Source organism: Candidatus Magnetaquiglobus chichijimensis (genome assembly GCF_045865675.1).
In the GTDB taxonomy this organism is placed as follows: Bacteria; Pseudomonadota; Magnetococcia; order Magnetococcales; family Magnetaquicoccaceae; genus Magnetaquiglobus; species Magnetaquiglobus chichijimensis.
This window is the reverse complement of sequence record NZ_BAAFGK010000002.1, coordinates 190948-203586: the sequence shown is the minus strand read 5'-3', so window position 1 is coordinate 203586 and position 12639 is coordinate 190948. Positions and strand designations below refer to the sequence as shown.

Annotated in this window: 12 protein-coding genes; 6 read left to right on the top strand and 6 right to left on the bottom strand. The window is 62.4% G+C overall.

Features of this window, described 5'->3' with window-relative positions:
- Positions 1-9 precede the first annotated feature (9 nt).
- The 3 genes from nifK to nifH all read right to left on the bottom strand — a co-directional run bounded on the left by nifK (position 10) and on the right by nifH (position 4046).
- A complete protein-coding gene (gene nifK, locus ACOY6C_RS02895) occupies positions 10-1581 on the bottom strand; it encodes a nitrogenase molybdenum-iron protein subunit beta (protein WP_420903977.1) in 1572 nt (523 codons plus the stop codon).
- A gap of 85 nt (positions 1582-1666) precedes the next feature.
- Entirely contained in the window at positions 1667-3118 is a 1452-nt protein-coding gene (gene nifD / locus ACOY6C_RS02890; RefSeq protein WP_420903976.1) for a nitrogenase molybdenum-iron protein alpha chain, read from the bottom strand.
- Positions 3119-3149: 31 nt separating this feature from the next.
- The gene (gene nifH / locus ACOY6C_RS02885; protein ID WP_420903975.1) at positions 3150-4046 is read right to left on the bottom strand and encodes a nitrogenase iron protein; all 897 of its coding nucleotides are present in this window, start codon (positions 4044-4046) and stop codon (positions 3150-3152) included.
- A 167-nt stretch (positions 4047-4213) separates the two neighbouring features.
- Between nifH and ACOY6C_RS02880 the strand changes: the two genes are divergently transcribed.
- Positions 4214-5059, top strand: a complete 846-nt coding sequence (locus ACOY6C_RS02880; RefSeq protein ID WP_420903974.1) for an NAD(+)--dinitrogen-reductase ADP-D-ribosyltransferase — start codon at positions 4214-4216, stop codon at positions 5057-5059.
- A 78-nt stretch (positions 5060-5137) separates the two neighbouring features.
- On the opposite strand, the gene draG is transcribed toward ACOY6C_RS02880, so the two are convergent.
- The 3 genes from draG to nifB form a co-directional block, all read right to left on the bottom strand.
- Positions 5138-6094: an ADP-ribosyl-[dinitrogen reductase] hydrolase gene (draG, locus tag ACOY6C_RS02875; protein ID WP_420903973.1), complete on the bottom strand. Its 957-nt coding sequence runs from the start codon at positions 6092-6094 to the stop codon at positions 5138-5140.
- On the bottom strand, positions 6091-6687 hold the full coding sequence (locus ACOY6C_RS02870; RefSeq protein WP_420903972.1) for a nitrogen fixation protein NifQ: 597 nt from the start codon (positions 6685-6687) through the stop codon (positions 6091-6093). Before ACOY6C_RS02870 ends, draG begins: the two co-directional genes overlap by 4 nt.
- Positions 6688-7313: 626 nt before the next feature.
- Positions 7314-8276, bottom strand: a complete 963-nt coding sequence (nifB, locus tag ACOY6C_RS02865) for a nitrogenase cofactor biosynthesis protein NifB (RefSeq protein WP_420903971.1) — start codon at positions 8274-8276, stop codon at positions 7314-7316.
- A 299-nt stretch (positions 8277-8575) separates the two neighbouring features.
- Here nifB and nifE point away from each other — a divergent pair, with 299 nt between their 5' ends.
- The 5 genes from nifE to fdxB are packed head-to-tail and all read left to right on the top strand — an operon-like array spanning position 8576 to position 12606.
- The gene (gene nifE, locus ACOY6C_RS02860; protein WP_420903970.1) at positions 8576-9946 is read left to right on the top strand and encodes a nitrogenase iron-molybdenum cofactor biosynthesis protein NifE; all 1371 of its coding nucleotides are present in this window, start codon (positions 8576-8578) and stop codon (positions 9944-9946) included.
- The gene (gene nifN / locus ACOY6C_RS02855) at positions 9943-11340 is read left to right on the top strand and encodes a nitrogenase iron-molybdenum cofactor biosynthesis protein NifN (RefSeq protein WP_420903969.1); all 1398 of its coding nucleotides are present in this window, start codon (positions 9943-9945) and stop codon (positions 11338-11340) included. The genes nifE and nifN overlap by 4 nt, the downstream gene beginning before the upstream one ends.
- Complete coding sequence (locus tag ACOY6C_RS02850; RefSeq protein WP_420903968.1) at positions 11315-11749, top strand: NifB/NifX family molybdenum-iron cluster-binding protein; 435 nt, start codon at positions 11315-11317, stop codon at positions 11747-11749. The genes nifN and ACOY6C_RS02850 overlap by 26 nt, the downstream gene beginning before the upstream one ends.
- Before the next feature lie 40 nt (positions 11750-11789).
- The gene (locus tag ACOY6C_RS02845) at positions 11790-12260 is read left to right on the top strand and encodes a NifX-associated nitrogen fixation protein (RefSeq protein WP_420903967.1); all 471 of its coding nucleotides are present in this window, start codon (positions 11790-11792) and stop codon (positions 12258-12260) included.
- A 34-nt stretch (positions 12261-12294) separates the two neighbouring features.
- The gene (fdxB, locus tag ACOY6C_RS02840; protein WP_420903966.1) at positions 12295-12606 is read left to right on the top strand and encodes a ferredoxin III, nif-specific; all 312 of its coding nucleotides are present in this window, start codon (positions 12295-12297) and stop codon (positions 12604-12606) included.
- The last annotated feature ends 33 nt before the right edge of the window (positions 12607-12639 follow it).

Sequence of the window (12639 nt, the reverse complement as noted above, 5' to 3'; positions counted from 1 at the left end):
ACGTCTCCCCTATCGAATGAGGTCGTAGTTGTAGTCGGTCTCGCCCATGACGCGGGTGTCGTCGTCGAGTCGCTCCAACACCGCGTTGACCAGCGTGGTGAGCAGGGTCATCGCCCCCTCGTAACCCAACGTGCTCTGGCGGTGCAGATGGTGACGGTCGAAGATCGGAAAACCGATCCGGATCAACGGCACCTCGTGCTCGCGTCCTTTGCGCAGGGTATCGCGTTGCAAGAACTTGCCGTAGGAGTTGCCGATCAGAAAATCCGGCTTGCGATCGAACAACAACGAACGCATGTGCCACAGATCCTTGCCGAAATGGACCTCCGCGCCCTTGCCATACGGAGAACTGGCCAACAGGGTCTCCATGGCCTTGCCCCAACGCTTGGTGGCGTTGTGACAGAGCAGGTGCAACGGCTCCGCGCCCAGTTCCATCAGAAAACGGGCCATGCCCATCACGAAGTCCGGATCGCCGTAAACCGAGAACTTGCGACCGTGCAACCAGGAGTGGGAGTCGGCCATCATGTCCACCAGACGCCCGCGTTCCAGCTCCAGGGAGGTAGGAACCGGCTTCCCGGTGAGACTCGACAGGGCCATCAGAAACCGATCCGTGGCCGCCAGACCGATCGGCGCATCGATGGCGGTCGCGGCATGGTTCCAGGTCTCCTTCACATACTTCCGGCTTTTGTCCGCGCCCCAGGGCTGCAAAAAGAGGGTATCGATGGCGTTCGGCGCATCGCGCACCTCGTCCTGGGTGGTGCCGTCCGCATACATGCGATACTTGCCATCCGCCGGCGTATCGAGCACGGCGGACGGATCGGAGAGCAGCGTTGACGAAATACCCATCTCGGCCATCATCCGCTTGATCACCCGGTAGTTGCCCAGATAGGTCTCGAAGCCGGCCACCAGGTTGACCTTGCCGTTCTTGCCCGGCGACTTGCCTTCCATGCTGTTGAGGGTGAAGTGACGCAGGATCCCTTCGAGCATGTTGTCCCAGCCGGTCAGATGGCTGCCGATGAAACTCGGGGTGTGGGCATACGGGGTCGGAAAGTCGTCGGGCAGACTCCCCTCCTTCTTGGCGTTGGTGATGAAGGCGTTGAGATCATCCCCGATCACCTCGGCCATGCAGGTCGAGGAGACGGCGATCATCTCCGGATTGTAGAGCGCCTTGGCGTTTCTCAAGCCGGCGAACATGTTCTTCTGTCCGCCGAACACCGCCGCGTCCTCGGTCATGGAGTCGGAAACGCAGGCCACCGGCTCCTTGAAGTGACGGTTGAAGTAGGTGCGAAAATAGGCGGTACACCCCTGACTGCCATGCACATACGGCAGGGTGTTCTTGAATCCCAAGGCACAAAGCACCGCCCCCAACGGCTGACACGCCTTGGCCGGGTTGACCGTCAACGCCTCGCGTCCGAAATTGAGCGCCTTGTACTCGGGCGAGGTGGTCCACAAAAAGGTCTCGTCGATGGTCTCGCGCGGCACCCGCGCCTCGAACTCCGCGCCCTTCTTGTTGAGACTCGCGCGGTAGTCATCGGTTTGGAACAGGGGATAACAGGGAATGATCTTCTCGACGGTTTGATTCATGTCGTCCTCCATCCGCGCCGCCCATCCGCGGCGCGGAATTTCGTTCGAGTGGTGTCGTATGGCACCTGGTCGATCGCGTCACGCATCACGCCTGACGCCAGGGGGGTGTCATCATTTTCCAGCAGGGGTTGTTCAGGGTCATGTCCATGTCACGGGCGAAGATGGCATAGCCGTCATAACCGTGATACGGTCCCGAATAGTCCCAGGAGTGCATCTGTCGGAACGGAATGCCCATCTTCTGAAAGACATACTTCTCCTTGATCCCGGAACCGATCAGATCCGGACGGATCTTCTCGACGAACTTCTCGAGTTCATAGCCCGACACGTCGTCGTAGATCAGCGTGGTGTTCCTGGTCAATTCTTCGGTGGTGCGCTCGTAGTCGTCGTTGTGGCCGAACTCATAGCCGGTGCCCACCACCTCCATGCCCAGATCCTCATAGGCGCCGATCACATGGCGCGGACGCAACCCGCCCACATACAGCATCACCCGCTTGCCCTCCAGACGCGGACGGAACTTCGCGGTGATCGCATCCACCAACGGCTGGTATTTGGCGATCACCGCCTCGGCCCCGGCCTGGATCGTTTCGTCGAACTTGGCCGCGATGCGACGCAGCGACTCGGCGATCTTGGTGGGACCGAAAAAGTTGTACTCCATCCACGGAATGCCGTACTTGGCCTCCATGTGCCGGCTGATGTAGTTCATGGACCGGTAGCAGTGCACCAGGTTCATGCGCGCCTTGGGGGTGCGGTCGAGTTCGGCCAGGGTGCCGTCGCCGGACCACTGGGCCACCACGTTCAACCCCATCTCCTCCAGAAGGATGCGCGAGGACCAGGCATCGCCGCCGATGTTGTAGTCCCCGATGATTGCCACGTCATACGGTCCGGACTCGAACCCCTCGCCCGCTCCCGGACGATCGAGGATGAAATCCCGGATCGTGTCGTTGGCGATGTGGTGGCCGAGGGATTGCGACACCCCGCGGAACCCCTCGCAACGCACCGGAACCACCGGCTTGCCGAGGGTGACGGCACTTTTTTTGGAGACCGCCTCGATGTCGTCGCCGATCAGACCCACCGGACACTCCGACTGCACGGTGATCCCCCGGTTGAGGGGAAAGAGGGTATCCACCTCGTCGAGCAGTTTGGCCAACTTCTTGTCGCCGCCGAACACGATGTCCTTCTCCTGGAAATCCGAGGTGAAGTTCATGGTTCCGAAGGTGTTGACCCCGGTGTGACCGATGTAGTAGTTGCGCCGTCCGGCGCGGGAGTACTGACCGCACCCCACCGGACCGTGGGAGATGTGGATCATGTCCTTGATCGGACCCCACACCACCCCCTTGGATCCGGCATAGGCGCAACCGCGAATGGTCATCACGCCGGGCAGCGACTTGCGATTCGCCGTGACGCAACTCCCCTCCTGGCCAGCCTCGGGATCCAGCACCGCCAGATGCTGGGCCCGCTCCGTGCCCGACTCCACCGGATAGGCCGCCAGCACCTCCTTGATCAATGTTTCCGCTTCATGCGTGGTCAACATGGTCATTCTCCCGACCTTTCGAGTGTTTGTATCGGTATCAGGCGGCAACCAGCGGAATTGTGGCCTCCTGGGCCGCCGTGCGACCGATGATGCTCGCATCCTCCTCATCCAGGATGCCGAACTCCATCAGAAGCTCCTCGAGTTCGTCCATGGTCAGGGGCTTGGGCACCACCAGCTTCTTGTTGTGGATGATCTTCTGGGCCAGTTGACGATACTCGTCGGCCTGGGCGGCAGCCGGGTCATACTCGATCACCGTCATGCGACGGATCTCGGCGCGCTGCACCACGTTGTCGCGCGGCACGAAGTGGATCATCTGCGTGCCCAGACGCGCGGCCAGCGCCTCGATCAGATCCGCCTCGCGATCGGTGTTGCGCGAGTTGCAGATCAGACCCGCCAGACGCACGCCGCCGGAATTGGCATATTTGACGATACCCTTGGCGATGTTGTTGGCCGCGTACATGGCCATCATTTCGCCGGAGACCACGATGTAGATCTCCTGGGCCTTGTTCTCGCGAATCGGCATGGCGAATCCACCGCACACCACGTCGCCGAGCACGTCGTAGAACACGAAGTCCAGATCCTCCTCGTAGGCCCCCTCCTCTTCCAGGAAGTTGATCGCCGTGATCACGCCACGACCCGCGCAGCCCACGCCCGGTTCCGGTCCGCCCGACTCCACGCAGCGAATGCCGCCGTAGCCGCTCTTGAGCACGTCGGACAACTCCAGATCCTCGACGCTTCCCGCTTCCGCCGCCAGGTGCATGATGGTATTCTGCGCCTTGGCGTGCAGGATCAAGCGCGTGGAGTCGGCCTTGGGATCACAGCCGACGATCATCACCTTTTTCTGAGCCTCGGCCAGGGCCGCCACAAGATTTTGCGTGGTGGTGGATTTGCCGATGCCGCCTTTGCCATAAATCGCGCATTGCCGAATTGCCATGGGGGAACTCCTTTCCTTATGTTTCTGGGGGTTGCGATGCGACCAACGTTACGTTTCCATGGCGCATTTACCAAGCCAATTGTGGAATTTATTTCAACATCATGATTTATAACAATATTATGATAAACGAACCCCTCTCTGAACAGGTCCGCAATCCGACAACCCACATGGCTGTGTCCGATAGCGTACAGACCCCAACCCACGAATACTGGCGTCCGCCACGCGACTGCTGGGTGCGTTTGAACCGTTGCAACATCCCTTCGTCGGTGATCGCCTGTCTGGATTTTCAGGAGCGTCCTCTGCCTCTGGAACTCGACGGGGTGATGATTCCGCACCGGGATCTGTTCCGCCGTCTGGAACGGCTGGATACCCTCGAGGCGCGCGCTGCGCAATTCAAGGATTACATGACCGTCCACTTTCAGCTCGACGCACCGGAAAAGGCCGGTTTCGACCTCCGTTCACGGGTGCGGCGCGACAAGGCGGATTATTTAAGCCTGCTGCGCGGCTGGCTGTTCAATCCCGATGGACGGGAGGGGGCGGTGATGAAGGGGTGGGTAGCCTCCCGTTTCGGGCTGCTGCCGCGTTATTTCGGCGGACGGGTAGCCCCGGACAGCGAGGGGTATCAACGGTTTCTGGCCGAGCAGGGGGCCGGGGTCTACAACGCCAACGCGCTGGAATCGCAGTTGGATCTTTTGTACACCTTCTGCCAATACGCGCTGCTCAAGGAGGATCCCGAGGCGCGCTGGCTGACCCTCTATCGCGGGGTCAACCGGCTGGAATCCCACGACATCGTGGCCCGTCTGGATCGCAACCGTGTGGTGGTGTTGTTGAACAATCTCAACTCCTTCACCCCCAACCGCGAGCGCGCGGACGAGTTCGGCGACCGGATCCTGAAAATGCGTGCGCCACGGGTGAAGGTATTGTTTTACAGTTCGCTGCTGCCTGGGGTGCTCAAGGGCGAGGAGGAGTATCTGGTGATCGGCGGGCTGCACGAGGTGGCGTTGTCGGGTTGACGACCCTGGGGGAGACAACCCGACACGCCCCCTTGGTGCGGCCAAAAGGGGCGAGCGATCCCCCGGCGTGATCCAAAATCAGGCTGCCGGGCGTCGTTCGGGTTGCGACCACCCTTCGGCGGGCATGACCGGCATCGGGGAGCGGGCGAGCAGGTTGAGCGCCTGTTGCATGCAGGAGGCGGCCACCTCCGGTTGCAGGGCATCGAGCCAACGGCCTGGAATCCCCTGGACGCCGTGTCGGGCACCGGCGAGCATGCCGGCGATGGCGCCGGTGGTATCGGCATCTCCGCCGAGATTGACCACTTTGATCAGGCACTCCTCGAAGCTGTCCGAGTCGATGAACCCCTGGAACACCGCGCGCAGGGTTTCGACGATGTAGCCGGAGGGGTTGGAGATCTCCGGCAGTACCCGGAACTTGAAGTCGGGATGGGCCTCGAGCAGATTTTTGACCGGTCCGCGCAGCATCACCTCCACGGATGCCCCTTCCAGGGCCAGGCGGGTCATGCGCGCCACGCACAAAGTACCCGCCTCGGCGAGGGGGTTGTGATGGGTCACCCGTCCCTGATGCAGGCAGGCCAGGGTCAGGCTTTCCACCGATCCCCCCTGGCAGGCCAGCACCACCGGCAACACCCGCATGCACGAGCCGTTGCCGGCATCGTATTCCGAGGGAGGCGCGCAGGGGATCCCCTTGTGGCGAAAGTGCAGGATTCCCCGGCGCACGGTATTGCCGATATCCACCGGGCGGGTACGCATCCAGCCATCGAACGACCGTGCCGCGATCCAGGGATCGATCCGCCCCTCGGAGAGGATGGCGTCGCCCAGGGCGAGGCTCATGGTGGTGTCGTCGGTCACCTGACCCGGTTTCAGGCGCAGCCACCCCCCACCCGCGATCTCCCGGTGTACCCCACGTTCCGTTCGGATCTCCCGTGGGGTCATGAACTCCACGGTGGCCCCCAGGGCATCGCCGACCGCCAATCCCAGATAGGCCCCCACCGCCCGTTGGCGTGCCAGGCTCCAATGGCTGGGTATTTTCACGTTTCGGGTCCGAAGCAGAGGTCCAGATCCGCGCAACTCTCGCACGATGGCGCGGTACACAACCGCAGCCCCTCGGCCTCGCACAGGCGGCGATAGAAGAACTTCTTCCATTTCATGTCGCGGGTGTTGGCCTGGGCCAGGGGGGTAAAGGCCAGGTTCAGGAGGCTGGAGAGATCCTGTCGCGACCAGAGTCCCAGATCGCGCCACAGGTGTTCCGATCCCAGGCACGCCTCGGCCAGGATGCGGGCCAGCCAGGTCGCCTCGCGCGGATCGATGGAGGCGTGGTTCAAAAACAGCTCGACCAGTGCCTGGCGTTCCCAATTGCGACGTGCGTCGGCGGGTTGGCCGATGCGGTTCGGCGTAGCGGGTTCCACCTCCGGGAAGTGGTGGCGCATGAAGGCGCGCCACTGTTCGGCACCCAATCCCATGTAGCGTGGCAGGGGGGTATCCCCGCCCAGCCAGGAGGCGACGATGCGGGCCAGCCATTCGCCATGCGGTTGCGGGCGGGCGGTCATGGAGAGTTGCAGATAGGGGGCCGAGCGGGCACGAACCACGTTGGGTGGAATGACGGTGGGTTGAAGGAGAGGTTGCATGGTCTGGCTCCCGGGGCCAATGGATCGTTCCAACTGTCGCAGGGGTCCGGGGACCGAAGGTCCCCGGCGGAGGTTCGGAGGCAGCGCCTCCGAGGTTTTGCCTTTGTTTTTTATCCTTTTCTTTTTCTTTATTCTTTTTCTTTTTAGATTGCTTTTGCTTTTAGCGCGCTCTACAAAAAAGCGATTTTCACGCCTTTTGTGAAAATCGCTGCGCGCAGCCTTGGAAGCCGGGTCGTTTTGCGGTGTTGGCAAAACGACCCGGCTTCGCCTTGCCCCAAACAGGCCGCAGGAGGCGGCATGGGCCGCCAAGCGCAATTCGCCCTTTGTCGTTGCCCAAAAGCGGCAACGACAAAGGGCACATAAGACCGCGCGCTTGCGCGATTTTTCGCAAAAAACGCGAAAAATCGCTTATCGTGAAAAGCGCGCGAAAGGATAAAGTCATAAAAGAATAAAAAACAAAAAATCAAAACCTCAGGGCTTCGCCCCGAACCCCACCAGGGGCCATTGGCCCCTGGACCCCGCCAGTTAGTTACCATGGACCTCCCCTTCCGGTCCATGGTACGAGGGGTGAGAGGGGTTCTCCTCCCTCATGCACGTTACCTCCACAGCCACATCACACCCCCCCCTCACGCCATGACCGGCACCGTCACCTCCGCCCCACCCGCAATCGCCGCGATCAACCGCCCCCTTCCCCGCCTCGGCTCGGGCACCGTCAACTCCGCATGCCGATCCTCACCCAACAAACCCGCCGCATCCGCACGACACTGCCGACAATGGGTCATCACCCGCGCCGAACCCCGACACGCCTCCCTCGCCCGTTGCAACTCATCCGAAGTCGGACCACGCATCCCTGCCAGTCCAAACTCGGTTCCATGCTCCGGCGCACTGATCATCGGCACCACATTGTGACTGAAAGCACCCGCCTCGCTCACCAACCGATTGATCGGTCCAATCTGATCGGCGTTGATGCCCGGAATCAACACCGTGTTCACCTTCACCAACACCCCACGGGCGATCAACGCATGCAAACCGATCAACTGCCGCTCCAAAAGCATCCCCGCCCCCTCCACCCCCTCGATCTTGAAGTTCTTCCAACGCACCCAGGCGTAGATCTTCGCACCCACACGCGGATCCAAGGCGTTCAAGGTGAGCGTCACATGCCGTATGCCACACGAAACAATCTCGTCCACCGTGTCCGGAACCAGATTCAATCCGTTGGTCGATAAACATAAATGCAAATCCGGAAACCGATCCCGCACCAACCGACAGGTGGAAAACACACGCTCCCGGTTGGCCAACGGATCCCCCGGACCGGCAATGCCGATCACCCGCAACATCGGCAATCGCTGCCGCGCCTCCCGCACCCGCTCCAACGCCTGCTCCGGAGTCAACAACGCCGAAACAACGCCAGGTCGAGACTCGTTCACACAGTCGAAACGACGGTTGCAATAACGACACTGGATGTTGCAGGCCGGCGCCACGGCCAAATGCAAACGCGCATACCGATGGGAAGCTCCCTCCGAATAACAGGGATGCTCGTCGATCAGGCCGTTGGTGGGCCCGATTCCACTCTCTGGGATGATTCTCATGACCGCTCTCCTTGACCTCGGGTAACTGGGTCGATTTCGCTTGCCATAAGCGTCCGCAAAAGGCATGCCTGCGATCAATTATATGATTTTCATAAAGTTTATCAAAATACCTCCCGGTTTTTCACGACATTTTGTGTGCTTTTTGTCTCAAACCGGACCACGTTGTTGGACAAGGTAGGGTTCGAGACACGCCTCCGTCACTCAACAATCATATAAAACAAATGGTTAACGATGGCACAGCCATTGCGCTCCTTGTTTGTCGAAAGCCACTCGAACCCGCACCGAGGAGCATCCACACCATGCGACAAGCCGACATCGCCGCGCTGCTGGACGAACCGGCATGCGAGCACAACACCCCGGAGAAATCCACCTGCGCCCGCCTGAAACCCGGCGCCACCGCCGGTGGATGCAGTTTCGACGGCGCACAGATCACCCTGTTCCCCATCAGCGACGCCGCCCACCTGGTGCATGGTCCGATCGGCTGCGCGGGCAGTTCCTGGAACGGACGCGGCGCCCTCTCTTCCGGCCCGGAGCTGCACCGCCTCGGCTTGACCACCGATCTGAGCGAGCTGGAGATCATCATGGGACGCGGAGAGAAAAAACTGCTCTTCGCACTGCGCACCACCGCGGAACGATGGAAACCGGCGGCCATATTCGTCTATCAAACCTGCGTGCCCGCCCTGACCGGCGAGGATCTCGAAGGGGTGTGCCGGGCGGCGACCGCATCCTTCGGGATGCCGGTGATCCCGGTGGACGCGGCGGGCTTCTACGGCACCAAGAATCTCGGCAACCGCATCGCCGGCGAAACCCTGCTCAAACAGGTGATCGGCACCCGCGAACCCGAACCCATGCCGGAACGACCCGGCATCACCTGGCATGCGATCAACCTGGTCGGCGAGTTCAACATCGCCGGCGAGTTCTGGCATGTGGCCCCATTGCTCGACGAGGTGGGACTGTGGGTGCGCTGCACCCTGGCCGGCGACGCCCGTTATGCCGAGGTGGCGGCCATGCACCGCGCCGAGGCGACCATGGTGGTCTGCTCCAAGGCGCTGCTGAACGTGGCTCGAGGGCTGAAATCCCGTTACGGCATCCCCTGGTTCGAAGGAAGCTTCTATGGACGACGCGACACCTCGGCGGCGCTGCGCCACTTCGCCGCCCTGCTCGACGATCCCGGCCTGACCGAACGGGTGGAAGCGGTGATCGCCCGCGAAGAGGCGCTCCTCGAAACACGACTGGCACCCTGGCTGCCGTTGTTGCACGGCAAGCGGGTGCTTTTGTACACCGGGGGGGTCAAATCCTGGTCCGTGGTGTCGGCGTTGCAGGACCTGGGCATGACCGTGGTGGCCACTGGGGTGAAAAAATCCACCCAGCAGGACCGGGCGCGGATCCAGGAGTTGATGGGCGACGAGGCGGTGCTCATCGAAGAGGGCAATCCGGCGCGCATGCTGGAGATCTTCCAGGCCGAACGGGCCGACCTCTTCATGGCCGGAGGTCGCAACATGTTCACCGCCCTCAAGGCCCGCCTGCCGTTTCTGGACATCAACCAGGAGCGTGAACACGCCTACGCCGGCTATGCCGGACTGGTGGAGCTGGCACGGCAGATGGTCGTCACGCTCCATAACCCAATTTGGGAGCGGGTTCGCCGTCCGCCCCCCTGGAGGCAGTCATGAACGGTCCGATCCGCAAACGAAAACCCTTGACCGTCCGACCCCTGAAATCCAGCCCCACGGTGGGCGCGGTGCTGGCGTTCCAGGGGATGGCCGGCGCCATGCCGATCCTGCACGGCTCGCAAGGGTGCAGCGCCTTCACCAAGGTGATGTTCGTGCGCCACTTCCGCGAGCCGATCGCCATCCAGACCACGGCCATGGATCAAACCAGCACCGTCATGGGAGGGGACGACAACCTCATCGAGGCCCTCGATACCGTGGCCGCCAAACACCATCCGGCGTTGATCGGCGTGGTCTCCACCGGTCTGACCGCCCTGCCGGGCAGCGATCTGAACCGGGCGATCAAGCAGTTCCGCGCCGATTACCCCCAGTGGCGGCAGATCCCGGTCATTCCGGTGCAGGCACCCGATTTCGCGGGCTCCATGAGCGACGGCCACGCGGCGGCGGTCATGGCCATGATCGACCAGCTGGTCGAGGCCAGGCCGTGGCAGGCGGACCAGACCCTGCCGATGGTCAATGTGCTGGCCTCGTCCACCCTCACGCCGGGAGATCTGGAGGAGATCGCCGAGCTGCTGGAGGCGTTGGGGTTGCAGGCGGTGTTTCTGCCCGATCTCGCGGCGTCGCTGGATGGTCATCTGGCCGACGGGAGCCACGGCGCGTTGACCTCCGGGGGCACGCCGCTCACCTTCTTCAACATGCTCCATCGGGCACGGGCCACGCTGGTGATCGGTCATCCCCTGTTTCCCGCCGCCGAACTGTTGCAGTCGCGCTGTCCCATGCCGGTGTTGCGCTTCGATCACCTGATGGGGCTGGATGCCTGCGATCGCCTGGTTTCCGAACTCATCCCCTTTTGCGACGGGTGGGGCATGGCGCGCATCGAACGGTGGCGCCGGCAACTGCTCGACGCCATGCTCGACACCCATTTTTATCTGGGTCTCAAACGGGTGGCCCTGGCCGGCGAAGCGGAACTGTTGCTGGGATTCCGGCAACTGCTGGCCGAGATGGGGGCGGTGAGCGTGGCCTGCGTGGTGCCGGAGTGGCCCCGCGACGGGCAGATGACGGCGGACGAAAGCTGGATGGTGGGGGATCTGGACGATCTGGAGCGACTGGCCGGGGAGCGCGCCGCACAGCTTCTGATCGGCGGATCCCCCCTGGAAGAGAGCGCCCGGCGTCTCAAGATTCCGCTGCATCGGGCCGGCTATCCGATCTTCGACCGGTTGGGCGAATTCCGCCGGGTGCGGGTCGGATATCGCGGGGCGCGCGATACCCTGTTCGAGTTGGCCAACCTGCTGCTCGCCCACCAGCCCCACGGCATTCCACCAAGCCTGACCGGACCGCGACGCTCGGAACTCGACAAAGGAGCCTCGAACGATGATGGCACCCTCCAATACCCTTGATTCCACCCTGACCGTCGCCTTCGCCAGCGGCGACGGGTTGCGGGTCGATGCCCATTTCGGCACGGCCAGCCGCTTCCTGCTGCACGATATCCACCCCGATGGCGATCGTTTCATCGCGGAACGGAACGTGGATGGCCAGGAGGAGCACGAAACGCGGATCGCCCGTCGCGTGGAGGCGTTGCAGGGGTGCCGGGCGCTCTTTTGCGTGGCCGTGGGCGAGTCGGCGCGACGCCGCCTGGCCGGGGCGGGCATCACCGCCGTGGTGGTCGAGGAGGGCCGCGCCGTGCAGGATCTGCTCACCCGTCTGGCCGATCCCGTGTTGCGCGGACGGTTGCTGCCGCGCGGCGGGGTCGCCCCGTCGGTGGAGAACCGCTACGAGGCCATGCTGGCCGCGGGTTGGGATGAGTAGGGATTCTTGTATCCATCAACAGACTATCCGGAGAGAAATCATGAAAAACATGGATGAAAACGGCCTGGACGAAGAAGAGCGCCTGCTGGCCACGGACTTTTTCCAGGAGATGCGCCGACAGTTGTTGTCCCATGGCGGGGTGTCGGAGGGAACCTCGATGCGCAAGATGCTCGAACCGTTTCTGTTGTCGCCGGAAAAACGGCGCGAAATCCCGGTGATCGGGGATCCCTCCCACGCCACCATGGCGCGGTTGCGCTGTTTCTACAACGCCATCGCGGTGCTGATCGAAAAGGAGTGCGGTCTGATGGCCCGTCCCCTGCTCGACATGAATCACGAGGGGTTCGGGGTGATGATGATCGTGGTGGGCAAGCTGGTTGCCCTGGATCGGGTGTTGCGCGATGTGCACCGCTTCGGATTCGCGGATCTGTCGCGCATGAAGGACGAGGCGGACAAACTGCTGGCCGTGGCCCTCCAACGCATCGGCGATCACGGCGTGGTGGCCGGGCTGTGAGATCGGGTTCGAAACACGACAAGGGAGACGAACCATGTTGCAAGCCGTGATGACGGGAACCACCCGGGGTGGACGGAGTTGGACGCCGACCTATGTCACCGCGTTGAACGGCAAGCGGTGCATCGGCTGTGGCCGCTGTTTCAAGGTGTGTCCGCGTCAGGTGTTCGATCTGGTGGATCGGGAGATGGTGGCGGACGACGACGATGACGAGGGGGATGGCTTTTCGGACGATCCCCACAAGGTGATGGTGATTCACGACGGGGATGACTGCATCGGCTGCGCGGCCTGCGCGCGGGTCTGTCCCAAGAAGTGCCACACCCATGCGGCCCTGCCGATGGCCGCGTGATCGGAACGGCGGTCGCCATGACCGCCGGATGGA

What these genes read in the sequence shown, in the direction of transcription:
- nifK (WP_420903977.1), bottom strand. Translation starts at nt 1,581, where the DNA reads ATGAATCAAACCGTCGAGAAGATCATTCCCTGTTATCCCCTGTTCCAA.
- nifD (WP_420903976.1), bottom strand. Translation starts at nt 3,118, where the DNA reads ATGACCATGTTGACCACGCATGAAGCGGAAACATTGATCAAGGAGGTG.
- nifH (WP_420903975.1), bottom strand. Translation starts at nt 4,046, where the DNA reads ATGGCAATTCGGCAATGCGCGATTTATGGCAAAGGCGGCATCGGCAAA.
- ACOY6C_RS02880 (WP_420903974.1), top strand. Translation starts at nt 4,214, where the DNA reads ATGGCTGTGTCCGATAGCGTACAGACCCCAACCCACGAATACTGGCGT.
- ACOY6C_RS02870 (WP_420903972.1), bottom strand. Translation starts at nt 6,687, where the DNA reads ATGCAACCTCTCCTTCAACCCACCGTCATTCCACCCAACGTGGTTCGT.
- nifB (WP_420903971.1), bottom strand. Translation starts at nt 8,276, where the DNA reads ATGAGAATCATCCCAGAGAGTGGAATCGGGCCCACCAACGGCCTGATC.
- nifE (WP_420903970.1), top strand. Translation starts at nt 8,576, where the DNA reads ATGCGACAAGCCGACATCGCCGCGCTGCTGGACGAACCGGCATGCGAG.
- nifN (WP_420903969.1), top strand. Translation starts at nt 9,943, where the DNA reads ATGAACGGTCCGATCCGCAAACGAAAACCCTTGACCGTCCGACCCCTG.
- ACOY6C_RS02850 (WP_420903968.1), top strand. Translation starts at nt 11,315, where the DNA reads ATGATGGCACCCTCCAATACCCTTGATTCCACCCTGACCGTCGCCTTC.
- ACOY6C_RS02845 (WP_420903967.1), top strand. Translation starts at nt 11,790, where the DNA reads ATGAAAAACATGGATGAAAACGGCCTGGACGAAGAAGAGCGCCTGCTG.
- fdxB (WP_420903966.1), top strand. Translation starts at nt 12,295, where the DNA reads ATGTTGCAAGCCGTGATGACGGGAACCACCCGGGGTGGACGGAGTTGG.